The organism is Bacteroides finegoldii DSM 17565, assembly GCF_000156195.1.
Classification (GTDB): Bacteria; Bacteroidota; Bacteroidia; order Bacteroidales; family Bacteroidaceae; genus Bacteroides; species Bacteroides finegoldii.
Map to the genome: position 1 here is coordinate 210,676 of NZ_GG688321.1, position 24,966 is coordinate 235,641.

Genomic DNA, 24,966 nt, shown 5'->3' on the forward strand with positions numbered 1-24,966 from the left:
ATGCGTGCGTAGAGCTGTGCAGCCTCTCTGCATAAGCCGGGGCAAAGTTTCACCCCCGGCTAAGAACATTTTATTCCGAAGGATCGGGAGCCTCTCCTCCTCCACCGCCTTCACCACCGGAGCCGCCTCCTGTTTCGGGTTTCGTACCGACGTAGAAAGTAGCGATAGCAGTGCGTGGCGTTTTCAGGAGCGTGCTGCCTGCATATTGCGTCGTGATGGTGAGGGTGTATTCGCCATCCGCCAGCCCGGCAGGAACGATGAATGTGAGTTGTGACGGATTGTTGACAGCCAGCATATTGAGATCGACAGGCGTGGTTTGTTCTTTGCTGTCGGTGATGGTGATGCCGACAGAAGAATCCGTACCTGCGATTTTCAGCATACGGCCGTTGACCGTGAACGGACGACCGGCGATGGCGGTGGCAGGCGAGAATCCGGCAACGTACATCACGCTTTGGCGTTCGCCCAGAATGCTGACAGAGGTTTGGGCGATAGCTTCACGCAGTTCTTTATCTTGGGTGAAAGAGACGTAGACGGAGTTCTTTTCGGGATTCCATTTTCCGCCATCGATAACACCGCGGAGTTGCGCTACGGCGTGGTAAAGACCGGTGTTGACACTATATCCGCTAAGGATAAGATCGCCTACCACACGGTTGTAGAGCTTCACGACGTGTTCGATGGTTTCGGGACGGAGCCCGGTATCTTCCTTGTGCATCTCATCGAGTATATCCTGCAACGAGAGATTACCGGACGATTCGAGCTGACCGATCTTATCGTCTTTGTTGTCGACGGTTACAGTGTTGTCGACTAACCAGATTTTCAATACATTCTTCATTATTTTTCTTATTAATTAGTTATCATTCAAATAAATACAATTACTTCTATGAGCAGTTTTTACGATACTGATAATACCCATTCGCTTTGTGTGATATATGTAAATCAGTAAACCAACTATACGAACTATCTCCCACAATCCCGGATTCTTACAAACAGCTATTACATCAATAGAGAGCACTTTTCAATTTACCAATCTTTTCGGAAAGCAAAATAATATGACGCAGCCAACGTCTCCGTTACATTCACATCATATCGAGGATATTCTCCATTGTTAGTATCATGAAAACAGCTTAAAAGGCCCATAATTCCCATAACATTTGCAACTTCCTGTATATAGTCTCTATAAGGAATATTCTCTGCAACAGCTACTTTTCCAAGTCCCTCATTCAGGGCGATTATACGGGATTCATCCTGCAGATTCTCAAAGAACAAACCTTCTTCATTTGTCATTCGTGGCTTTATATAAAAAGAAATGCCCCCATAACGTTCTTTCGTTACTCCCGCTATAGGTTTGCGTTCCGACCCGCTTGCCCAAGGATTAACCGCAGTATCCCACACAACATTCCACGCCAAATCAATGTAATCGCCTACTACAATGCCACCCTGTTCTTTGTCCATCATTGCCGTAGTTCCTCCATCATCTGCAAGAGTCAACATGATGTCCGGCATCGCTTCACGCAGTGCCTTGACTAATTTTGGATAAGAAGTTTCATCTAACTCCGGTGCTCCAGTCTTGTCATATCCGGCACCTTCATCACGCAAATGGATGCCATCCAGTTGATACATCTTCACAGCCACTTGGACTTGTGCTACAAAATCAGCAATTTGCACATCTGTTAAATTGGCAAAACCTATGCCTGTTCCTCCACCTTCGATGGAAAGACAGACTTTTATACCACTCCGCTTCAATGGTTGAATATATTGAGCGTAGTTTTTCAACACATGTTCTATATCAGGCGTAAACTTCAAAACCGCTCTACGGGAAGACTCATCGTATTTCAACAAAGCTTTTCGTAAATTCACTATATCAAATACCGGGACGTTTTCGTAAATAGTTTTTCTATCCCGACGGGATTTCATATACTGCAATTTAGAAGTATATTGGTCAGCAATCAAAGGATTCATCATTTCAGTATCAATATACGCCACCACTGTATACGGTTTATTCGACCTGTCCTGACGTTCCATTTCCACTTGGCAGATATAATAGAAAAGTTCGTACTGATTACCATCCTCATCCGTCGCTAACAATGGCAATAGATAATAAGAACTGATAAGTCCCACGCTTGACACAGTAAAACTTATTCGTGTCGATTTTCGTTCACCTGCCGCTACTGTCACCTTTCCTCCATTAGTTATCGTAAATTTATTCTCCCAATCTTCCACAAAATCTGCTTCCACTTTGTAAAATTGCTCTGCAATCGATGGCATATCCTGATAAGTTAGCAAAGTATTTATACCAATTGTGAATGTCATATCCCGCTCTGCCGGCTCCACCAATTCTATATATAGTTCATCACTTCCCTGTTCTACAAAATCAAGAAAAATAAATTTATTTCCCGATTCTGAAGCACTTTGCAGGAAAGCAGTTTCCCCAACTTCCTCCGGTGATACTGTAGACTTGTCATGTGCTACGTTCGGAGACACCAACGCCGCATCTTCTTCGCAAGCTCCCATCACCAGTGCCAATAACACGCACGAAGAGATATTTCGTATTATTCGTTTCATAATCATATACATTTTTAATAGTTATCTGTAATCCCTTATTCCTGATTCACCTTCGGCACCTCAATGCCACTCGGCCAAAGTTCCGCATCCGTCTTACTATAAGCTTCCACATGATCGACCGTTTTCCAATAAGGAACTACTTTCGCATTGTTCCCATGCCCTGTACGGTCTACTACTTCCAAGCCGGTTCCTTCATTAAACTTCCAATAAGCACACAAAGCAGGCTCGTCAGCCGGATTAGGAATATCATACATATTCTGATAAATCTGTTCTTGCGTACGGGCTACACTCCAAATACGGGCTTCACAGATTTCACCGTCAAATTGGCGGCTCAAATCATGAGACAAGGTATAAGATCGTCCGAAATAGAAATTATGGTCACCACCATTGCCAAATTCATCATCAGGCACTTTATCACCCAAACTGATGCTAGTCAGGTCACTTTTACCATGACTGGTACTAATGCTCTGCAACTGCCCGTTCACATAATAAGCGATAGTAGCAGTAGCCAAATCCCATGTCAACGCAACGTGATACCACTCACCCGCCAACAACAGCTTTTGTTTACTGGCATCGGGAAATTTCCCGTACGTGGTCTGCACCTGCAACTGCTGGTTCGGAAAGTTAGCATCACCGATACGCATCTGGAGATACATCTCAATCCCCATAATAGAGGATATTTCCGGTTGGAAGCTATTCACCCGTATAATCGCTTCCATCGTCACGGCACTCAAGTTATTCACAACATCAGCTGTCGGACTGCCCTTATCAAATCCCGGAACGGTGACGTAGACATTCTTCAAGTTTATTGCCGTGGTTATGGCACTGGAGCGACGCACCAGATAATACATGGTACGTGAGCCGTCCATTATTCCCACTCCTTCGGCCCCACTAATGGAAAGCGGACAGAGGTAAGTAGCGTCAATCTCCAGCTCGTCGAGTTTCAAGAATTTGATACCGACTTCGTCGGATGTTATCTTTCCGGCAGGAATTGTTACGGACTCCTGTGACAACTGATAATGTTCGGCAGGCAGCATTTCATAATGCGTGTCGTTCTTTGCGTTATATGCACCGACCAATGAAGGGTCTACCTTTAAGTTCACCTTCACATCATCCCCTGAAGGATAAGACAATTTCACTGTAAACGTTTTCGTCTGGCTTGTCACTTTCCGGTTAAACGTGAAAGTTTCCGCATTTTTAGTAGCAGCCACATTCAGGTATGCCGAATTGTCAAACGGTGATTTTTCGCTGTAATCCGTATTGTCGCAGGCAACCGGCAAAAACAAGAGGGTTGCGGCTGCGAGGCACTGATAAAGTTTATGTATTCTCATAGCTTACTTAGTTTAATGAACCGAAGCGGGATTCAAAAATTGAATGCCTCCGCGAGTCTGTTTATAAATAATATCAGCATCGTAATAATCGTCCGAGATATTGTAAATGGCAATGCCTCCCAACGGTGTCTCCATGTTGAGAGCACTGTAAGCGGCTCCGGCAATGGCAGAACGTGTCACTCCGTTATAATCGGTCAATGTACCTTCGGGAGTTACAGCCAGCAACAGATGTCCGGCGGCAGTATTACCGTAACCGGTAGCCAGACGGACTTCCGTCTCTATGTCATATTCGTCGGAAGCAGCCGAAATATCCAGTACGAAATAACAGAAAAGACCGCGTTGCGCTTCCGGCAACAGGGAAGGAGTTCCCTCAAAAATAAGTAAGCACGGTGTCTGTCCCAATGCATCAGCCAGCGATTGCAACGTTGCCGCATCTACCGGAACGGAAGAGGCAAGCGTAATGCCGTCAAACGTTCCCGCCCGTACGGCTTCGGCAGCAGAGGCGATAGCAGCATTCTGTTTGTCTCCCGGCGTACAATCCACATAATAAAGCACTCTCGTTCCGTAATCGGCACGTACCATCGCCATGTCTTCCCGGTCAAAATCAGTCAGGCGGTCGGCATTGCGCATGGATACGATATCAATACTGTCCGGCAAGGAACGGAGAAAATACTTTTCACTGGTAGCCTTGTCCGGAGCATTGTCAAGCCGGGCATAAACCACAGCATGCTTCGTTGCTTTATAAGCCCGAATGTTCTGCGTATAAACAGAATATTGTTCCGGGTTCTGCTCCTTTGCTCCGTTGACATCCGTCTCATGAATCTCCATTTCCGTCCAATCGTCACAGGAAGTGGTCGCAGTCAACAGGAAAGCGGTCAGCAGACATACATTGAATATTGATTTATATTTCATAATCTTATGGATTAAAAAAGGTTCTTGTAAAGAGCTATTAGTTATTCTCAACCGAATGGTCTTTCGCGTCCCACCAAAGAGGAGTGCCCGCAGCGTCGGCACCACCCAACATCTGTACGGCTTTGGCTATATTGGCAGCGTTGGAGTTGTATTCGTCTGCCGGATAAGGCAGGCGGCGGGGACCGATAGCGATATCCACACTGTTATTAGGATCTTTGTTCTCTACGGCAGGAAGCAATCTCGGATAACCGGTACGACGATGTTCCGCCCATGCTTCCAGACCTAACGGGAAGATGGCAATCCATTTCTGCGTGATGATGCGTTCCAGATTCCTCTCGAAGATTTCCTTTCCAGCCCCCTGTTCCCAAGCAATCGTAATCTCGCTCACTGCATCCGCACTATAAGCGCCCATCGGGTCTACGTACTTCACCGGCTTCTTTTCTGCATCCTTCACATATTTATCGGCTCCCGTAGCCCCGCGCTCCTCGAACGAGAGAGCGATGGCTTTCTCATACAACGCCTGCGGCTCGCCACCCATGTCCCAGCCACGCAATGCGCCTTCGGCACGGAGGAAGGTCACTTCTGCGGCATTCATCCAAAGGTAAGGATCGGTGCTGCTGATGATTTGTTTGGAATACAAATTAATCATGTCGTCCTTCTTCTCGGTGAAGATACCGATACGCACCCCATAAAAATCATTCACTTCCTTTGGTTCGCCATCCACTTCCACTACATTGGTCCCTTTCACGAACATTGCGTCCAGACGGGGGTCTTCGTATCCTTTCATGACGGAAACCAAATCGGCACTGATGCGGTAATCGTTCCAGTTGTTGAACAACAGTTCGGAACGGTTCTCGGCTACATGGAGCATAGCATTATCTTCATTCGCCTCGATCACTCCTGCCGCTACGGCATTCTGGGCGATACGCTGCGCTTCCGTCGGATTCACATAACTCATGCGCATGGCTATGCGGAGCTGCATGGAATGGAGGAATTTGCGCCATTTGGAGATGTTGCCGTAATACAAGTCCTCCAACTTGCGGAACGCTTCGGAAGAAAGGTCTTTATTCTCTTCCAACACCTTGTCGGCCTCTTCCAGCTCTTTCAGCATCTGTGTATAGACCTGTTCCTGCGAATCGTACGGAACGGACAGGTTCTCTCCCAGATTGTCATTACTCAACATCTGCGAGTAAGGGATAGGCCCGTAAATATCCGTCACACGGTGCATGACGCAGACACGCAGGATTTTCCCCAAAGCCAAAGCTACCGGATCATCCGTCACGCTCAACATCTTGAGGTATTGAGGGTAGAGGTCGGTGATAGGGTCGGCAAACGGGGATTTCAGCCATCCCTGTTCGGGGTTGAATGTAGAGAACTTCATTACCCATGTATCTACGATACCTTCCATATAGCCTCCGTAGGCACCGCCCGCCATAGCATCCATAAACTGGTACAAATGCTCGCGCGTCGGGCTGACAAGCCCTTGCATCACTCTCAACGTCGCACCGACAATATGATTTTCGCGTTGCATTTCGTCATCATCCGCTTCGTACATCTTGCGGTTGATGTCACTGTCGAAACAACCGGACAAGGGTAACAGCAAGAGCACCGAAAGAATGATTCTCTGAAGGTAATATATTCGTTTCATGTTCATCATATATATTTAGAAGTTAATCTTAACGTTGAATCCTATATTCCGGGTACTCGGCATCATGAAGTAGTCGATTCCCTGATAATAGTTGTTGGTAGTAGCCACCGCTTCCGGGTCGAAAGGAGCCTTGCAATAGATCATCCACAGGTTGCGTCCCACAAGTGAAACGTTAATGTCGCACACATTGCCCAGCCAGCGACGGGGAATGGTATAACCGATATGCGCTTCCTGCAGGCGTACATTCGTCGCGCTGTATGTATAATAGGTAGGAAGTCCGCTCTGCGAAGCCACTACGGAATAGAAACTCTGCGGGTTCACCTGACTACGGTCATTTACCCATACGCCGCCCGCATCACGTGCGGCAGCCGATGTCTCGGACACTCCGTACAGATCAAGATAAGCTTGGGTAGCGGAGTAAACAATACCTCCCAAACGGGCAGTAACCAAGAATCCGGCATTGATTCCCTTATAAGTGAAGCTATTGTTCCAGGCAAGATTGGCCTTCGGAAGCACACTTCCCAACTTTATGTCACCTGCGTTATCAACAGCCGTCACATTGCCGTCATCATCAATCAGCACATTGCCGTTAATGTCACGTTTTAAGTCGGCATGTGTATAAAGATCACCCAATGTGCCACCTTCTTTCAGAATAAACTTCGCTTTACCGAAACCACGTCCTTCATTGGTTTTCAGTTCCAGCTTGTCAACGTTGTAGATGACTCCGGTTTCCGGATGCACATAATTGCGCACCAACTCTACAATCTCATTCTTATTGGTAGAATAAGTAAAGCTGGTATCCCAACCAAAATCTCCCCAGCGATGATTATAAGCCAACATGGCTTCAAAACCGTAGTTACGTACATATCCGGTCTGCACATAGAGTTTGTCGTAACGCGCGGATACGGGAAGTTCGGGATCGAACGTCTGGTTGTACGTATTGGCATAATAGAACGAACCGCTCAACTTGAAATCTTTGAAAAGCGCAGCGTCCAGACCGATTTCCCAAGAATCGGTACGTTCGGGGTACAGTTTGCCGATAGGGAAGTTCTTTTGAGATTTCCAGTCCATGTTAGTCGCATCATACGAGTAGGTAGGATAAGTAAGGAAACGGGGATAGGGATTACCTACGGAACTGAACGAACCGCGCACTTTCAGATAATCCACCCATTCCGGCATTTTTACCATCTCCGAAATGACGGCCGACAAGCCGACTGACGGATAGAAGAAGGAAGCCTGCGGAGAATGTGTCAACTGCGAAGCCCAGTCGTTACGTCCCGTCAAAGTGAGGTAAAGCATACTCTTCCAACCAATCTCCGCACTGGCAAAGATAGATTCTGTCGCTTCACGCCAACCGGTCTGTGTGGCACGCTTCTTGGCATTATCCAAATCGTATACATTGAAAAGATTGGGAATTCCCGTTTCACGTATCGGCCCCGCATATCCCAGCTCTTTGCTGGTGATACCACTATAACTGGCTCCGATATTGGCAACAATCGTAAAGTCCTGAATACGTTTGTTGATATTTATCAACACATCGGCGTATGTCTGCGAATTCTGTCCGTTGTTCACCGTATAATGCCCTTGCGTGCTACCATCGGTCAGTGTCGTACTAGTACTTGCATACAGCTTGCCTTCATACTCGCTGTGGGTATTGTCGATGCGGACACGGCCTGCCACATTCAACCAGTCCAGAATCTGATAACTCAAACCTGCCGAAGCCATATAACGCTTCTTATTATTGAGACGAAGATTGCGGTAAGCTATCCAATAAGGGTTCTGCATACGTAAATCCCCCTCACCCTGCGGCCAAAACTGCACACTGATCTTGCGCGCCTCATCCCAACGCTCGAAGTTCTTGATTACAGAGAAATCATCTCCACGAGGAAAAAGATAGGCAGAAACCAACGGATTGGAATACTGTCCCTGATTGGTCATATTCCGGTCGTTCTGAAGGATGTAGCTGGCACTGACATCCAGTTTCATTTTATCATTCAGGAAACTTGTCGTATTGCGGAAAGTGAAGTTATACCGATTATACCTATTGTTGGGTACCATACCTGCTGAATTGACAGTAGCCACCGAAAAGAAAGTCTGATTCTTGTCCGTTCCCGTAGATAAAGTCACAGAATTGGAATACACCGCACCGGTATCGAAGAAATCACTCGGTTCATATCCGGTCTGTGCGGCCGCATTCAACTTCGGTCCCCAGCTATAAATACTTGAATTACCGGCTTTGCCGTTGCTCCCGGTTCCGTAGCGTCCTTGAAAATCCGGCATTTTGAAAGGCTTCAACCATTCAATGCCACTGGAGACACCGACCTGCAATTTCCCTACGTGTCCCTTTTTAGTGGTAATCACAATCGCTCCATTGGCGGCATTACTACCATACATGGCAGCTGCGGCAGCTCCCGTCAGTACGGAGATACTTTCGATGTCTTCGGGGTTGATGTCGGCAATGGCTTCGGTAGCTCCTTTTGAACCAAATTCCGTATCGCCTCCGCCTCCGAAATTGTACATCGGAATACCGTCGATGACATACAAAGCATTGCTGCTCTGCTCGATGGACTTCGTACCACGCATCACTACCCTGCTTGCTCCTCCCACACCGGAAGAACTAGTATTGATAGTAACACCCGCTACTTTACCATTCAGGCTGTTTACAAAGTTGGCGTCTTTAATTTGAGTCAGTTCATCGGATTTCACCTGCTGCACATTGTAACTCAATGCCTTTTGCTCACGCTTGATACCCAATGCTGTCACTACGACTTCATTCAATAGTTTCGTATCCGAAGCGAGTTGCACGCTGTACTTGTTCGCTCCACCCACTTTCAATGTCTTCGGAGTATAGCCCACGTAAGAAATACTCAACGTACTGCCTACCGGAGCTTCCAGCGAGAAGTTTCCGTCCATATCGGTGATAGCTCCTATGCTCGTTCCTTCCACCAGCACATTCACACCGATGAGCGGTTCTCCCTGTTCATCCAGCACTTGCCCTGCGATACGTTTGACAGACGCTTGCTCCGCTTCTTTCTTTTCTTGCGGAACAATGATGACATATTTGCCTTTCAACTGATAAGTATATCCTGTTCCTTTCAGGATTTCGGTGAGAGAGTTCTCCAATGTCGCTTTTTCCAGAGCCAGACTGATGGAAGGTTTGTTTTTCAACTGCGATTCGTTGTAGCCGACAGAAAGTTTCGTCTGCTTTTCCACTTCTTTCAGCGCCTCAATGACCGATATGTTTTTCTTATGGATCGTAATCCGGGCACTGCTATTTTGAGCAAAAGTGGGGATAGAAAGGAGCAGACAGCACAAAAAAAGCATAAATACTCGGCTGATTGTCTGCTTATTGGCTATAAATTCATAAATTTGCTGCATCTTCTTAGTATTAGTTTATACAGATAAAGTTAGATTCTCGAATTTAGTAGCGTTTGTGTAACGCTAATAGTAAGAATTTCGATTTCACATCCGGGGGAAGGTTGCAGCTTCTCCCGGATATTTTTTCCGCATAGGCTTCTTGTATATTTTAAGGTTAATAATCGGTGTTATTCAAATAGTCCGGTAGCGGGAACGTTATTTATGACGCACCGTCAGATAACATTTGTCGCCCACTATCTTATAATCCAGATTACCCGTCACACGGGCAATAATATCCATCACTTCTTCTATGGAAGCGTTCTGCCCGAAAGTCAGGTTAAAACGGTCACTTTTCAGGCTGTGAAAGCTATACACGAATGTATAAGGATATTTGCGTTCGAGACGGGTGAAGATCTCTTCCATCGTCATACTGCGAAAAACAATCTCACCGCGTTGCCAGGCTGTGACATCCTGCATATCCGGATAAGTCACACTACCCAAGCGGGTGTGTTTATTATAAGCCAACTGTTCGTTGGGTTTCAGTATCTCTTGCTCTTTCAACCCGTTGTACTCTACCAGAACTTTTCCCGAAATCAACGTTGCCGTTACCTCTTCCTCTTCGGGATAAGCCGACACATTAAATTCCGTTCCCAATGCCGTGACTTGGAAATCTGCCGACTTTACGATAAACGGATGTGCTTCGTCACGTCTCACCTTGAAGTTGGCTTCTCCCACCAGATAGACACAACGACTGTCTCCCGTAAACTGTTGAGGATATAGCAAGGTACTTTCTGAATTGATCATCACTTGCGTGCCGTCCGGTAAAGTAATATTCTGCATCTCGGTGGTAGGTATATAAGCCTGCAACAAGTCCGGTGCCTGTCTGTTCTGTAAAGCCAGATAAATAGAGCCAGCGGATACGGCAATCAGCAAAGCCGCTGCAATCTTCCAGATAACCAGCCGCGTATGTAAGGTATGTACTTTTTGTCTCGTCTTTATTCCGGTGAGTTCTCTCATCCTCTCCAACGAATGTTGATAATTGGGAGTAGTTGCGGATTCGGTAGCTTTCCAAAGCTGACTCAATTCGGAATCCTTTTCATCGGCACGTTCGTCATCTATAAGCCATACACGAAAATCCCGGTCGACTTCCGCCGGATAGTCATGCTTGATATAACGGTCTATAACGTCACGAATATAATTCTTCATAAGGTGATATTTATTGTTTCTAAGAAACGTTTACATAATTACCACCATTCAGAAAGAGAAACTACGGAAAGAACCGGAAGAGAATAACAAACATTAACACTTTACGAAGTTCGGTCAATGTTTTGTAGATGTGGTCTTCCACTGTGCGCAGAGGGATTTGCAGTTTCTCCGCTATTTCTTTGTGAGACAAACCTTCAAACCGGCTCATCTCAAATATTTGCCTGCGTTTGGGAGGCAATTGGTCGAGTGTCATCTTGACGAGGAGGAGCACTTCTTTATAATAGAGATTTTCGAGCAATGAAGTATCTTCATCACACAAATCGCCTATCAACTGCGCTTTCATTATCTTATCTTCATATTCCTGTTCCACCTTCTGATGTTTGAAAAGGTTGAAGATTTCATTTCGGGTAACGGTATAAAGATAGCTCGTCATGGTTTCTTGCTCCTGCCAAAGTTCAGGACGTGTCCATAACTTAAGAAATATATTCTGAGCGATGTCTTCCGCATCTTCCTCCGATTTGGTCAACAACTTCGCAAAGTTCTTGACACGAGGGTAGTTAGCCGCGTAAAACCGTTCAAAACGAACATCCAAGTCTTCTACTTTTTCACTCATCTATTCTGCTTTTTATAATGAAAGCCGGACAAATATAGCCAATTTTAATTTCAGACAAACAAATGTCAGTAAAAAACATCCCGCCTTTCAGTTCATTTGAACTAAAAAGGCGGGATAAAATCAAAAACAGGAAAGTCCTGTCTTATTCTTCATCCATCAGGATTTCCAAAATCTGGCAAGCAGCTTTCGCCACCGGAGTACCCGGACCGAAGATAGCAGCCACCCCTGCTTTATACAAGAAATCATAATCCTGTGCAGGAATAACGCCACCGGCAATCACTACGATATCTTCGCGACCCAGCTTCTTTAATTCCTCAATAATCTGCGGAACCAATGTCTTATGTCCGGCAGCCAACGAAGAAACACCGACTACATGAACATCGTTTTCAACAGCTTCACGTGCAGCTTCCGCAGGTGTCTGGAACAACGGTCCCATATCCACGTCAAAACCGCAGTCGGCATAACCGGTCGCTACCACTTTGGCACCACGGTCGTGACCGTCCTGTCCCATCTTCGCAATCATGATACGGGGTTGACGCCCCTCTTTCTTCGCAAACTTCTCAGCCAGTTCACAAGCACGCTTGAAGTCGCTATCGTTTTTACTTTCTGATGAATACACGCCTGATATAGTTCTAATTATTGCTTTATAACGTCCTACGACCTGTTCGCAAGCAGATGAAATCTCGCCCAATGTGGCACGGACGCGCGCTGCCTCCACTGCCAGTTCCAGCAAGTTACCCTTACCGGTCTTCACACATTCGGTAATAGCCGCCAACGCTTTATCTACCTCAGCCTGGTTACGTCCCTCTTTCAGACGTTTCAGGTTTTCGATCTGTTCAAGACGAACCGCCGTATTATCAATTTCAAGAATATCAATCGGAGCTTCTTTGTCCAGACGATACTTGTTCACACCGACAATCGTCTGCTGACCACTGTCGATACGAGCTTGTGTACGTGCAGCGGCCTCTTCGATACGCATCTTAGGAATACCTGTTTCGATAGCTTTTGCCATGCCACCCAGTTTTTCAATCTCCTGAATATGCTCCCAAGCCTTATGCGCCAACTCATTCGTCAGAGTCTCTACATAATAAGAACCGCCCCACGGGTCAACATTCTTGCAAATGTATGTTTCTTCCTGAATATAGATCTGAGTGTTACGGGCAATACGTGCGGAGAAGTCCGTCGGAAGTGCGATAGCCTCATCCAACGCATTGGTATGCAAAGACTGTGTATGTCCCAAAGCGGCAGCCATAGCTTCGATACAAGTACGTCCTACGTTATTGAACGGATCCTGTTCGGTCAATGACCAACCGGAAGTCTGTGAGTGGGTACGCAGTGCCAATGATTTCGGATTCTTCGGGTTAAACTGTTTCACAATCTTCGCCCACAACATACGCGCGGCACGCATCTTGGCAATTTCCATGAAATGGTTCGTCCCAATCGCCCAGAAGAAAGACAGACGCGGAGCAAATGCATCGATATCAATACCGGCGGCAGTTCCGGCACGAAGATATTCGAGACCGTCGGCAAGCGTATAAGCCAACTCAATATCTGCGGTAGCACCTGCTTCCTGCATATGGTAACCGGAAATGGAGATGGAGTTGAACTTAGGCATCTTCTGCGAAGTATACTCAAAGATGTCGGAAATAATTTTCATTGAGAATGCAGGCGGATAAATATAGGTATTACGCACCATGAATTCTTTCAGGATATCATTTTGGATAGTACCAGCCATTTCTTCCAATTTCGCACCTTGCTCCAGACCCGCATTGATGTAGAATGCCATAACCGGAAGCACCGCCCCGTTCATTGTCATGGATACGGACATCTTGTTCAAAGGAATACCATCGAACAGGACCTTCATGTTTTCCAAAGAACAGATAGATACACCCGCTTTACCTACGTCACCTACCACACGTTCGTGATCGGGGTCGTAGCCGCGATGCGTAGCCAAGTCGAATGCAACCGACAACCCCTTCTGACCGGAAGCCAGGTTACGGCGATAGAAAGCATTTGATTCTTCGGCAGTGGAAAATCCGGCGTATTGACGGATCGTCCAAGGACGCAGAGTGTACATTACCGAGTACGGACCACGCAGGTACGGAGGAAGTCCGGCAGCATAGCCGAGATGTTCCATTCCTTCAAGGTCTTCTTTTGTATAAACAGGCTTCACTTCGATGTGTTCCGGTGTTTTCCAATCAGCGGAGATACCGTTAGCCTTTTGCCATTCAGCACCGTTAGCAGGCTGAAATGCGGCATATATATCAATGTTTTTAAAATCTTTTCTCATCTTACTTCAATAGTTTGGCGTTAAACTCTTTCAAGGTATCCAGCACATTGACACGGACATGGATAAAGTACTCAATACCTGCGGCTTTCAATGTATCGGCACATTCCGGATTACCGGCGATGATAAACATAGCACGGCCATTCAAAGCTTTGAAAGCGGGAATTGCATATTCCGCATATTCATCATCACTGGAACAAAGCACCACGATATCCGCCTTAGCAGCCATAGCCGCCTCTATTCCTGCCTCAACCGTTTCGAAGCCCAGATTATCAATCACTTCATAACCGGCACAAGCCAGGAAGTTGCAAGAGTATTGTGCACGTGCCTGACGCATTGCCAGATTACCGATAGTCAACATGAACGCTTTCGGACGTTTGCCGGACGCTTCCGTCTCAAGACGCAAAGCCTCGAATTCGCTGGCAGCACGGTCGGATACCAAAGTAGCCACATCTTTCTCGCAAGTATGTTCCTTGCCACCGCCACAACAACATTTTGCCTCAACCGGTTTCTTGTCACCCGCTTTTTCATTAAAGTTGGGGAATTGGTTGGTGCCCAACAATACTTCACGACGCTGTGCCACCGCTTTATGACGCGCTTTATTGCTTTCGTTCACAGCAGCCTGAACTGTCCCCGCTTTCAAGGCAGCATAGAAACCACCGGCTTCTTCGACAGACAGGAAGAGCTCCCAGGCCTGTTTAGCGATAGAGACAGTCAGGTTTTCAATATAATAAGAACCTGCAGCCGGGTCAATCACTTTATCAAAATGAGATTCTTCCTTCAGCAGCAATTGCTGGTTGCGTGCCAGACGCTCGGAGAATTCATCAGGGGTCTCGTATGTCTTGTCAAATGGAGTAACTGTCATTGAATCCACACCTCCCAAAGCAGCACTCATCGCTTCGGTTTGCGTACGAAGCAGATTCACATGTGCATCAAACAAAGTAAGATTGAATGTGGAAGTTTCGGCGTGAACCGCCATTTTTGCAGCGCAACGGCATTCACCGTTAGGACCTTTATTGTCGCAATCACGTACACATTCGGGCTTATAAGAAGCTACGATATTCGCCCAAAGCAGACGTGCGGCACGGAATTTTGCAATTTCGAGGAAGTAATTGGAGCTGATACCGAAGTTGAACTTGATTTTCTTGGCAACAATAGCAGCGGGAATACCGGCCTCTGTCAGTTGATTCATGTATTCATTACCCCAAGCCAGCGCATAACCCAACTCCTGAGAAATATAAGCTCCGGCATTGTTCAGAGATAAAGCATTTACATTCAGTACACGATAGAAAGGAAGCGGTTGGATGGCCTCAATCAAAGCTTTGCCCGTTTGCACCATATCGCCTTTTTCCTTACCGCGAGTCAACATCTTATTGAAGAAATCATAGTTTATAGAACCTCTCAGTTTCTTCACATCATAATCTTTCTTCTGGAAATAAGCTACCAGCAGATTAGCCAACTCAACGACGTGTCCCTGGCAAGTAGAGAAGTTCAGTTCAACGCACTCAGCTTGAATATCATTCAACAGTGTTTCAAGATATTCCGCATTGAGTTCCTTTGCTTTCACATGGAAAGAAAGTGAATCGACACCCTTATTCAAGATATCCAACGCCTTTGCATTAGCTTCTTTCGGGCATTCCACTCTGATTTCCTGACGAACCAGCCACTCATTGTTGTCTTTCTTGGTTCCCCTCAGATAAGGGAATTCTCCTGGAAGCGCATCGGTAGTCTTCAAACCCTCCAGATCTTCCATCCGGTAGAAAGGTTTCACTTTGAACCCTTCGTTCGTTTTCCAAACGAGCTTCTTCTCAAAATCAGCACCTTTCAAATCGGCTGTAACCTTCTCCATCCATTGTTCGGTGGAGACTGGAGAAAAGTCTGAGAAGAGTTTTTCTTTTTTGTCTGCCATAGTTTATTTAAAATTAAAACAAGATTAATATTGTCTTTATTTTTATCTATCTCTCTAAATGTCCGTTGTTCGACTTGCAAATATAACCAAATAGTTAAAACAATACTCTTTTTTAGGGAAAATTCGCACAGCCCGGAAAATGAAGAATAGGAAATGGGAAATGAAAAATTACCATTATTCATCCCATATATACAATAGGTATAGAAATTCTTCATTTTTCATTTTTAGTTCTTCATTTATTTGATTTGCTCCAATGTTATGAGTAATTTTGCACCCGTTTTATAAAAGACATTATAAAAACTACTATAAATTATGGATTGGTTACAAAGTTTATTGTGGGACCCTAGTTCTGTGGCACATATCGTGCTCCTCTACGCATTTGTAGTGGCAGCCGGTGTGTATCTCGGTAAGATAAAGATATTCGGAGTATCTTTAGGTGTCACGTTTGTTTTGTTTGCCGGCATCCTAATGGGACATTTCGGCTTCACGGCCGATACACACATCCTACATTTCATCCGTGAATTCGGATTGATTTTGTTCGTATTCTGTATCGGTCTTCAGGTGGGGCCGTCTTTCTTCTCTTCTTTCAAGAAAGGGGGAATGACACTAAACCTGTTGGCTGTAGGCATCGTAGTGTTAAATATTGCTGTTGCGCTGGGGCTTTATTACCTGTGGAACGGCCGGGTGGAATTGCCGATGATGGTTGGTATACTCTATGGAGCTGTGACAAACACTCCGGGACTTGGTGCCGCCAATGAAGCATTGAACCAGTTGAACTATACCGGTCCGCAGATCGCGTTGGGTTATGCGTGTGCATATCCGCTCGGTGTGGTAGGTATTATCGGTTCTATCATTGCTATCCGCTACATCTTCCGCGTTAATATGGCTAAGGAAGAAGAGAATCTGAAGATTCAAAGCGGGGACGCACACCACAAGCCACACATGATGAGCCTTGAGGTACGCAACGAATCAATCAGCGGAAAGACACTGATCGAGATTAAAGAGTTCTTGGGACGCAACTTCGTTTGTTCGCGTATCCGCCATGAAGGGCACGTCAGTATTCCCGACCACGAGACCATATTCAATATGGGCGATCAGTTGTTTATCGTCTGCTCGGAAGAGGATGCTCCGGCTATCACCGTATTTATAGGAAAAGAGGTGGAACTCGATTGGGAGAAACAAGACCTGCCGATGGTTTCACGCCGTATCTTGGTCACCAAACCGGAAATTAACGGAAAAACGCTCGGTTCTATGCACTTTCGCAGTATGTATGGGGTAAATGTAACCCGTATCAACCGTTCCGGTATGGACCTGTTTGCCGATCCGAATCTGGTACTTCAAGTAGGTGACCGTGTGATGGTAGTAGGCCAGCAAGATGCAGTAGAACGTGTAGCAGGTGTGTTGGGTAATCAGTTGAAACGTCTGGACACTCCGAATATCGTAACTATCTTCGTCGGTATCTTCTTAGGTATTCTTCTAGGCAGCCTTCCGATTGCATTCCCGGGTATGCCGACTCCTTTGAAACTAGGTTTGGCAGGTGGTCCGCTGGTAGTAGCGATCCTTATCGGACGCTTCGGTCACAAACTCCATCTGGTAACTTACACAACAATGAGCGCTAACCTAATGCTTCGCGAAATAGGTATCGTGCTTTTCCTTGCCAGTGTCGGTATTGATGCAGGTGCCAATTTTGTGCAAACGGTAGTCGAAGGTGACGGATTGTTATACGTAGGTTGCGGTTTCCTTATCACCGTCATTCCATTGCTTATTATCGGCGCTATTGCCCGACTGTATTATAAGGTAAACTACTTCACTCTGATGGGATTGATAGCCGGTAGTAATACCGATCCTCCCGCACTGGCTTATGCCAACCAGACAACTGCCGGTGACGCTCCGGCCGTAGGGTATTCGACGGTTTATCCGCTATCTATGTTCCTCCGTATCCTAACGGGACAGATGATATTATTAACAATGATGTAAATCAAGCTTAGCTTATAAATAGTAAAGCCGGCTCTATTCTTTTAAGTAGAATATGTCGGCTTTACTGTTTTATCTTCCTTTATTCATTATACCATATATTACAACTTCAGTTTCTTCACTACAAACTCCTCCACAAAGCGTACCGTTTCTTCTATTCCTAAAGAGGAGGAGTCCACACACAGATGATAAGTAGCTGCCGCTCCCCATGTTTTATAACTATAATAATTATAGTATTCCGAACGTTTCTTATCTGCTTTCTCCATCATTTCCTCCGCAGCCTCCTCATCAATATGATGGATCTGACACAACCGTGCAATGCGGTCTTCTTTGGAAGCCGAAATAAAAACGTTTACACAACGCGGATGTTCGCGCAATATATAATCTGCACAGCGCCCCACAAACACACAGGATTTTTCAGCCGCCAAATGACGAATAACATCACTCTGTACCTTAAATAAAGCATCATTGCTCAAACAGTTGGTACACGGCATAGCCCCCTCACTAATAAAAGGGAACCGCATTCCGAACAACCCACCGATAATACCTTGTGAAGCCTTTTCATCCGCTTTTTCAAAAAATTCTCTACACAATCCGCTCTCTTCAGAAGCTAGATTGATCAACTCTTTATCATAGAAGTCGATGCCCAAACGGGCTGCCAACTTCTCTCCTATTTCTTTTCCGCCACTACCTAACTGGCGACCGATATTAATGACATAGCTACCGCTCATAGTACATTTTGTTTTATGGTTTGGTAGCAAACATACGAATTATTTCTAAAACTCACATCATCAGACGAAAGTTATATTTGAAAGTTACAATAAAATATCCTTTTATTTCCTGCGTCCGAGACTCATAAAACCCGTCGGAAGTAGCCATACGAGCATAACTTTTCCGTTTGCCAAGAATATCCGCCCAATAAGCAGACAATTCGGCTTTTCTCTGTTTCAGGAATCGCCAGGTTGCCCTCGCATTCCACACAATCTCATCATCCTCTCCTTTCTGGATATTTGTCCCGCTACGCAAGATATAGCCTGCATCCGTACGCAACTGTAACCCGAAAGGAAAATCCACATAGCCGTCAAAACGGAAATTATAATAGCGGGTATAGGTATTATTATCATTCAGAGAATTAAGTGAATACTGATAATCCCATGAAGTAGAAAAATCAAACCCTCCCCAAGTGGGCTGATAAGAAGCTGCCATCTCGCAATTCAACCCGGTATCACGTGTTGTGCTTTTCTCCGGCTGTTGACTTCTATCCTCATTAATCATACTGACACGATTACTATGTCTTCCGGAGGTACTCAGTTTTAAAGAAAAATGCCCGAAACGCTTCCACCAGTCAGCACTGCCATATGTATTCCAATTTCCATTGATATTTATAGGGTATATCTCCCGTCCACCGGTCTGCACATCATAGAGAACAACTTGTGTGACACTGTTCTTCTCCATCTGCCATCCCAGATTGGCGGATATTCCCTTTGAAGGATGTTGAAAACTCACATGCATAGTATGCATAAACATCTGTTTCAAATCCGGATTTCCACGAGTAATATACAACGGATCGCTATTATCCGTCAACGGCATTAAGTCCGATAAAGAAGGTTGCCGGGTTCTTCCGTTATAATTAAGACTGACACGCATTTTCTTTTTCCGCCAACTCAGCCATATCATAGGCTGATAATCAATCGTACGCATTGTGGTGTCCGCATAAAGTTTTCCGACTTTCCGATCAATAGTACGCTTCTGCGGAGTGACACCCAACGAAGCATTAAACATCCAAGTATCATCCGAATAATTGAAGCCTACATTCAAGTCGTGCCCATTACTGCGGCTATGACTCCTATTACTTAAACTATCCACATACCCCGCCTCATAACCTGCAGGCAAATCACCGAAAGAATCCCGGTTTGTCATGGAAGACAATTCATACGTATCACGGTTGTCCCGTTCATACTGTGTATTCCAATTATATGCTGCCCGGAAATGCACCTTCTTGCCAATCGGTTGAGTAAAGCTGACTCCTACCCTCCACTGATTATTTGTCTGAGGAGACTTTATATATTGGTTTCGATAAAGTACCGAATCATTCCCATTCTTGTCTTCCAGCTTGAAATAAGTAGTCTGAGACAGCGAAAAGCTCTCATTATCTCCCCATGAATCAGAATTTGTTACATTCAGTCCTAATGTAGTTCCTTTCTCATTCAAACGCCTCATAATCCCAATCATCCAATTATAACGATTGGATTTATTTTCCGAAGCCGAACGGTTCTCACTACGATTGACTTTCATATCCTTAGGTATAGATTCAAAATCAGCAAACAGACTCTCATGATTCACATTAGGAGGAGCATCAAAAGAAGCACCCTGATTACTGCTCTCATTCTCGTTGGGAGAAAGCCCGAAACTCCCGTTGAAATGTATGCGTGTACGCTTATCGACTTTCCATTCCCCCATCAGACTCGAATTCATAGACCGGCTTTTCGAAGTACCCTCATTGGCAGAAGCCGAATACTGATTGCCACTCGTCAAATATTGTTCCCGATACATGGAAGTGATATTTCCATTCCGGTTCAAGTCATAGTTCACATTTCCGGTCAAAGAAAACTTCTTGCCGAACTTGCGCGTCATATTCAGCCCGACAGAGTTATTGATATTGTCCTTATAAGTGCTATTCTGATAGCGATTGGTAGAACGGGCCATAAAAGAAAGATTCTCTCCGTTCTTATTAAAATAGTTCACCTGTCCTTCCAGGTCCTTCTTTTTATTATTTCCATATCCTACCGTCGCATTCGTCAGCCAAGTCTTGTTCAGTTCATCTTTAGTCTGAAGATCAAGCACATACTTTTTCTCTCCAGAACTGATTCCGGTAAACTCTTCTTCTTTTGATTTCTTATCATATACTTTCAGCTTGCTAATCAAATTTGCCGGCAGATTTTCGAGTGCCGTTTTCTTATCCCCCGAGAAAAAGGATTCTCCATTGACATTGATCTCACTGATAGCCTGACCGTTGTAAGTTAACGAATGATCTTTCTTATTATACACCAATCCCGGAACACGTTTCACCAGATCCTCCAGATAAGAACCTTCGGGAGTTTTATAGGCAGCAGCATTGATAACGGTAGTATCTCCCTTCATCTCTACCTCTTTCAATTTTCCCGTGATTGTCACTTCACCGATTTGTATATCATCATCCTTCAGTGTGACCACACCAACATTCACAGACAGCGAATCACTCAATATACGGTATACGGACTCCATTCCCATGAAGGAGACTTTCAATAAATATTGCCTTCTGTTCTGCGGCTGATATTTAAGAACAAAACGACCGTTCTTATCACTTGTCGTACCCTTTACAAAAGTGGAATCCTCCTTTTGCAAGACAACAATACTAGCTGAAGGTAAAGACTGTAGCTTATCACTTCCTGCTTCCAACGTCTGTACTCTGCCTTTGACAGTTCTCGTCTGTTGAGCATATAAAATTGTATGCATACAACATAACAACAAAAGCAATACAATCGTCCTATTAATTTCCATGTCGATAAGCTAGTCTCTTTTAGTAGTTTTACGAGGGTAAAAGTACACAATCCAACTATGATTCAAGAGAAAGTTCTGTGAAAAATCCCAAAAGCTCCCCACATTCTTGTTTACCTCCAAATTTTCATTTGGACATTATTCTAATAAAGAATTCAAAGTCAATATCGACATCAAACGAGATAAGACCGAAATTTCGCTATATGCGATATATAAATAAGTAGCAATTTTGTAGAAACGGAATAATAACATATTAGAAAACAATTCATATATTTGCACGATATGTTTACAAGATTGTTACAACCAAATGTAAATAAAATGATAAAACAATCCATTTACACTTTCATTCTATTCTCCTTGCTATTTTTGGCAAGTTGTATTTCTAACAAAAAGACTTCTCTCGAAGCATTCAATCAGGATATATATACTCCTGAATATGCGGCAGGATTTAAGATATTAGGCGCAACCAATGTCCAAAGTACTCTGATACAGGTATTCAACCCATGGCAGGGAGCCAAAGAGGTAGAAATGTCCTACTTCATATCACGAAATGGAGAGCAGGCACCCACCGGATTCATCGGTTCTACCATTCCTGCCGGAGCAAAGCGCATTGTATGTATGTCTTCTTCCTACATCGCCATGCTCGATGCACTAGGACAGGTAAACCGAATCGTGGCGGTATCGGGCATCGACTATGTATCGAACCCGTATATCCTTGCGCATAAGGATTCTATCAAGGACATGGGACCTGAGATGAATTATGAACTGTTGCTGGGATTGAAGCCGGACATCGTTCTGCTATACGGTATCGGAGACGCACAGACCGCCATTACAGACAAGCTGAAAGAACTATCCATTCCCTATATTTATATGGGCGAATACTTGGAGGAATCACCGCTAGGCAAAGCCGAATGGATGGTTGTTTTGTCCGAACTGACGGATAGCCGAGAGAAGGGTATCGAAATATTCAGTGAGATTCCGAAGCGTTATCTGTCATTGAAAGCGCTCACGGAATCGGTCGGACAATGCCCAACAGTTATGTTCAACACACCGTGGAACGACAGTTGGGTGATGCCTTCTACAAAAAGCTATATGGCGCAACTAGTAGCGGATGCGGGTGCAGAGTATATCTACAAAGAAAACAGTTCCAACAGTTCAACCTCGATTGGACTGGAAACGGCTTACGGGCTGATACAAAAAGCGGATTATTGGATTAATGTAGGTTCGGCAACGAGTCTGGATGAGTTGAAAACCGTCAATCCGAAATTCGCGGATGCGAAAGCTGTACGTGAACGGACGGTTTATAATAATAATTTGCGGCTGACCCCGACGGGCGGTAATGATTACTGGGAATCGGCAGTGATACGCCCTGACGTGGTTCTACGCGACCTGATTCATATCTTCCATCCAGAACTAGTGCCGGATTCACTCTATTATTACAGGCATCTGGAATGAAACGAACCTATGCCTAGAAGAATGATCGAATCTTTATTCACCAAACGTACTCGCAATTCCAGATGAAGCAACCTCATAAACATACCGCCCTTTTATTTATTGCATTAGGTATCGTTGCCGTACTATTATTATTGATAGACATGGCAACAGGAGATACGTACATCCCTGTCTTGAAAGTATGGGCGGTGCTCACCGGCGGCGAATATGACGAAACAACGCGCAATATCCTACTTTCCATCCGGTTCATACGGGTAGTAGTGGCGGGGCTGATAGGCGTAGCGCTTTCCGTCAGCGGCCTGCAGATGCAGACAGTTTTTCAGAATCCGCTGGCAGACCCTTATCTGCTGGGAGTCAGTTCGGGCGCAGGACTGGGAGTGGCTCTGTTTATACTAGGCGCTCCGTTGCTCGGATGGACGAACTTCTCGCTTCTCCAATCATTGGGTATCGTCGGTTCGGGATGGATAGGAACGGCTGTCATCCTATTGGGAGTAGCCGTCATCAGCCGGAAAGTGAAAAATATTCTCGGCGTGCTGATTATGGGGGTTATGATAGGATACGTGGCAGGTGCCATTATCCAGATTCTGCAATATTTGAGTTCTGCCGAACAACTGAAAATGTTCACGCTTTGGTCGATGGGCTCGCTCAGCCATATCACTGCCACCCAACTGGGAGTCATGATTCCGATGCTGTGCATAGGTCTGCTGTTCTCCGTAGCTTGCATCAAGTCACTGAACCTATTGCTGCTCGGTGAGAACTACGCGCGGACAATGGGAATGAACATCAAGCGTTCACGCACCTTCATTTTCGCTTCTACCGCATTGCTGACAGGAACGGTCACTGCTTTCTGCGGTCCGGTAGGTTTCATCGGGCTGGCTGTGCCACACGTCACCCGGTTGCTGTTCAACAATGCCGACCACCGGATACTTGTCCCCGGCACCATGTTGACGGGACTTATCAGTATGCTTCTCTGTGACATTATCGCCAAGAGCTTCCTGCTCCCAGTGAACTGCATCACTGCCCTGCTGGGTGTTCCGGTTATTTTATGGGTAATCGCTAAAAACTTGCGCAGATTCAAATGATAGAGCTTAAAGAACTGACATTAGGATATGGACAGCGTACGCTGTTAGAGATGGTAAATGCCCGGATGACTAGCGGACAACTCATCGCCCTGCTGGGACGCAACGGGGCAGGAAAGAGTACATTGCTCCGTGCCATGATGGGACTGGAAAAGCCACAGTCGGGAGAAATCATCCTACAAGGCAAAAAAATAGCCTCGTTGAAACCGGAAAAACTAGCCCGTAGCATCAGCTTTGTAACGACAGACAAAGTACGCATCGCCAATCTTCGCTGTAAAGATGTAGTGTCTATGGGACGCGCCCCTTATACAAACTGGATCGGACAACTACGACCGGAAGACGAAATGCGGGTAGATACTGCCATACAGCTGGTCGGCATGTCCGCTTATGCGGAAACGACCATGGATAAGATGTCCGACGGCGAATGTCAACGAATCATGATTGCCCGCGCGCTAGCCCAGGACACCCCTGTCATCCTGCTCGACGAACCCACCGCCTTTCTCGACTTGCCTAACCGTTACGAACTCTGCCTGCTCTTGAAGAGACTGGCACAGGAAGAGGACAAATGTATCCTATTTTCCACACACGACCTCGACATAGCGCTGTCACTCTGCGACTCTATCATGCTGATAGATAACCCGCATATGTATACACTGCCTACCCCAGAAATGGTAGCGAGCGGACATATCGAAAGACTGTTCCGAAACGAGTCGGTGACATTCGACGCACCAAATATGAGGGTACGTATAAAATAAACATTTTATCACTAGGATAAAAATATAAATAATAAAATATGATTCTCGTAAGCTGATTTTTTAGCCAAACAAGATAAAGTTATTAATAAATTCTCTAACTTTGTGGCGTTAAGGTTTCTTGTTACAGTATATACACTGTTAAGGAATGAAAAGGGAATGCCGTGTAAACCGGCAACAGAACCTGCTGCTGTAAATCTCCGCTCCTTGTAATCAGAGAGCAAAATTGCAACACGAAAGTCACTGGATAGTTTATCTGGGAAGGCGTTGCAAAATGGGATGAGTCAGAAGACCTGCCTTGATGCTCTGATTTACACCTGCGGGATTTCGGGTAGTAGTCAAATAGA

General features: G+C 45.4%; 16 protein-coding genes and 1 riboswitch. Of the genes, 4 read left to right on the top strand and 12 right to left on the bottom strand.

Going from position 1 to position 24,966, the window contains the following annotated elements; translation table 11 throughout:
- Positions 1-70: 70 nt before the first annotated feature.
- From BACFIN_RS12325 to mutA, 10 genes are all read right to left on the bottom strand, one after another.
- Positions 71-832: a DNA-binding domain-containing protein gene (locus BACFIN_RS12325; RefSeq protein WP_007751731.1), complete on the bottom strand. Its 762-nt coding sequence runs from the start codon at positions 830-832 to the stop codon at positions 71-73.
- Positions 833-1,020: 188 nt separating this feature from the next.
- Entirely contained in the window at positions 1,021-2,574 is a 1,554-nt protein-coding gene (locus BACFIN_RS12320; protein ID WP_007751735.1) for a glycoside hydrolase family 18 protein, read from the bottom strand.
- Positions 2,575-2,597: 23 nt separating this feature from the next.
- Positions 2,598-3,893, bottom strand: coding sequence for a DUF1735 and LamG domain-containing protein (locus tag BACFIN_RS12315; protein ID WP_007751739.1), 1,296 nt, complete (start codon positions 3,891-3,893; stop codon positions 2,598-2,600).
- Positions 3,894-3,905: 12 nt separating this feature from the next.
- Positions 3,906-4,805: a glycoside hydrolase family 18 gene (locus tag BACFIN_RS12310; RefSeq protein WP_007751742.1), complete on the bottom strand. Its 900-nt coding sequence runs from the start codon at positions 4,803-4,805 to the stop codon at positions 3,906-3,908.
- Between the two features lie 37 nt (positions 4,806-4,842).
- Complete coding sequence (locus BACFIN_RS12305; protein WP_007751745.1) at positions 4,843-6,462, bottom strand: SusD/RagB family nutrient-binding outer membrane lipoprotein; 1,620 nt, start codon at positions 6,460-6,462, stop codon at positions 4,843-4,845.
- A gap of 6 nt (positions 6,463-6,468) precedes the next feature.
- The gene (locus tag BACFIN_RS12300) at positions 6,469-9,831 is read right to left on the bottom strand and encodes a TonB-dependent receptor (RefSeq protein WP_007751747.1); all 3,363 of its coding nucleotides are present in this window, start codon (positions 9,829-9,831) and stop codon (positions 6,469-6,471) included.
- 195 nt (positions 9,832-10,026) lie between these two features.
- On the bottom strand, positions 10,027-11,016 hold the full coding sequence (locus BACFIN_RS12295; protein WP_007751749.1) for a FecR family protein: 990 nt from the start codon (positions 11,014-11,016) through the stop codon (positions 10,027-10,029).
- Positions 11,017-11,077: 61 nt separating this feature from the next.
- Positions 11,078-11,629, bottom strand: a complete 552-nt coding sequence (locus BACFIN_RS12290) for an RNA polymerase sigma-70 factor (protein ID WP_007751751.1) — start codon at positions 11,627-11,629, stop codon at positions 11,078-11,080.
- A gap of 142 nt (positions 11,630-11,771) precedes the next feature.
- Entirely contained in the window at positions 11,772-13,919 is a 2,148-nt protein-coding gene (scpA, locus tag BACFIN_RS12285; protein ID WP_007751753.1) for a methylmalonyl-CoA mutase, read from the bottom strand.
- Position 13,920: 1 nt separating this feature from the next.
- Positions 13,921-15,825 (bottom strand): methylmalonyl-CoA mutase small subunit, encoded by a 1,905-nt coding sequence (mutA, locus tag BACFIN_RS12280; RefSeq protein WP_007751757.1) that lies wholly within the window; start codon positions 15,823-15,825, stop codon positions 13,921-13,923.
- Between the two features lie 312 nt (positions 15,826-16,137).
- On the opposite strand from mutA, the gene BACFIN_RS12275 reads away from it, so the two are divergent.
- Positions 16,138-17,802, top strand: coding sequence for a putative transporter (locus BACFIN_RS12275; protein ID WP_007751760.1), 1,665 nt, complete (start codon positions 16,138-16,140; stop codon positions 17,800-17,802).
- Between the two features lie 98 nt (positions 17,803-17,900).
- On the opposite strand, the gene BACFIN_RS12270 is transcribed toward BACFIN_RS12275, so the two are convergent.
- Positions 17,901-18,530: a cytidylate kinase-like family protein gene (locus BACFIN_RS12270; protein WP_007751763.1), complete on the bottom strand. Its 630-nt coding sequence runs from the start codon at positions 18,528-18,530 to the stop codon at positions 17,901-17,903.
- Between the two features lie 52 nt (positions 18,531-18,582).
- Positions 18,583-21,294 (bottom strand): outer membrane beta-barrel protein, encoded by a 2,712-nt coding sequence (locus BACFIN_RS12265; protein ID WP_007751767.1) that lies wholly within the window; start codon positions 21,292-21,294, stop codon positions 18,583-18,585.
- Positions 21,295-21,654: 360 nt separating this feature from the next.
- On the opposite strand from BACFIN_RS12265, the gene BACFIN_RS12260 reads away from it, so the two are divergent.
- The 3 genes from BACFIN_RS12260 to BACFIN_RS12250 all read left to right on the top strand — a co-directional run bounded on the left by BACFIN_RS12260 (position 21,655) and on the right by BACFIN_RS12250 (position 24,622).
- Positions 21,655-22,791 carry an ABC transporter substrate-binding protein gene (locus tag BACFIN_RS12260; protein ID WP_032839470.1) on the top strand — a complete coding sequence of 379 codons (1,137 nt, stop codon included), beginning with the start codon at positions 21,655-21,657 and terminating at the stop codon, positions 22,789-22,791.
- A gap of 62 nt (positions 22,792-22,853) precedes the next feature.
- Positions 22,854-23,870, top strand: coding sequence for a FecCD family ABC transporter permease (locus BACFIN_RS12255; protein WP_007751772.1), 1,017 nt, complete (start codon positions 22,854-22,856; stop codon positions 23,868-23,870).
- Entirely contained in the window at positions 23,867-24,622 is a 756-nt protein-coding gene (locus tag BACFIN_RS12250; protein ID WP_007751774.1) for an ABC transporter ATP-binding protein, read from the top strand. Before BACFIN_RS12255 ends, BACFIN_RS12250 begins: the two co-directional genes overlap by 4 nt.
- A 94-nt stretch (positions 24,623-24,716) precedes the next feature.
- Positions 24,717-24,934, top strand: a riboswitch (cobalamin riboswitch).
- The last annotated feature ends 32 nt before the right edge of the window (positions 24,935-24,966 follow it).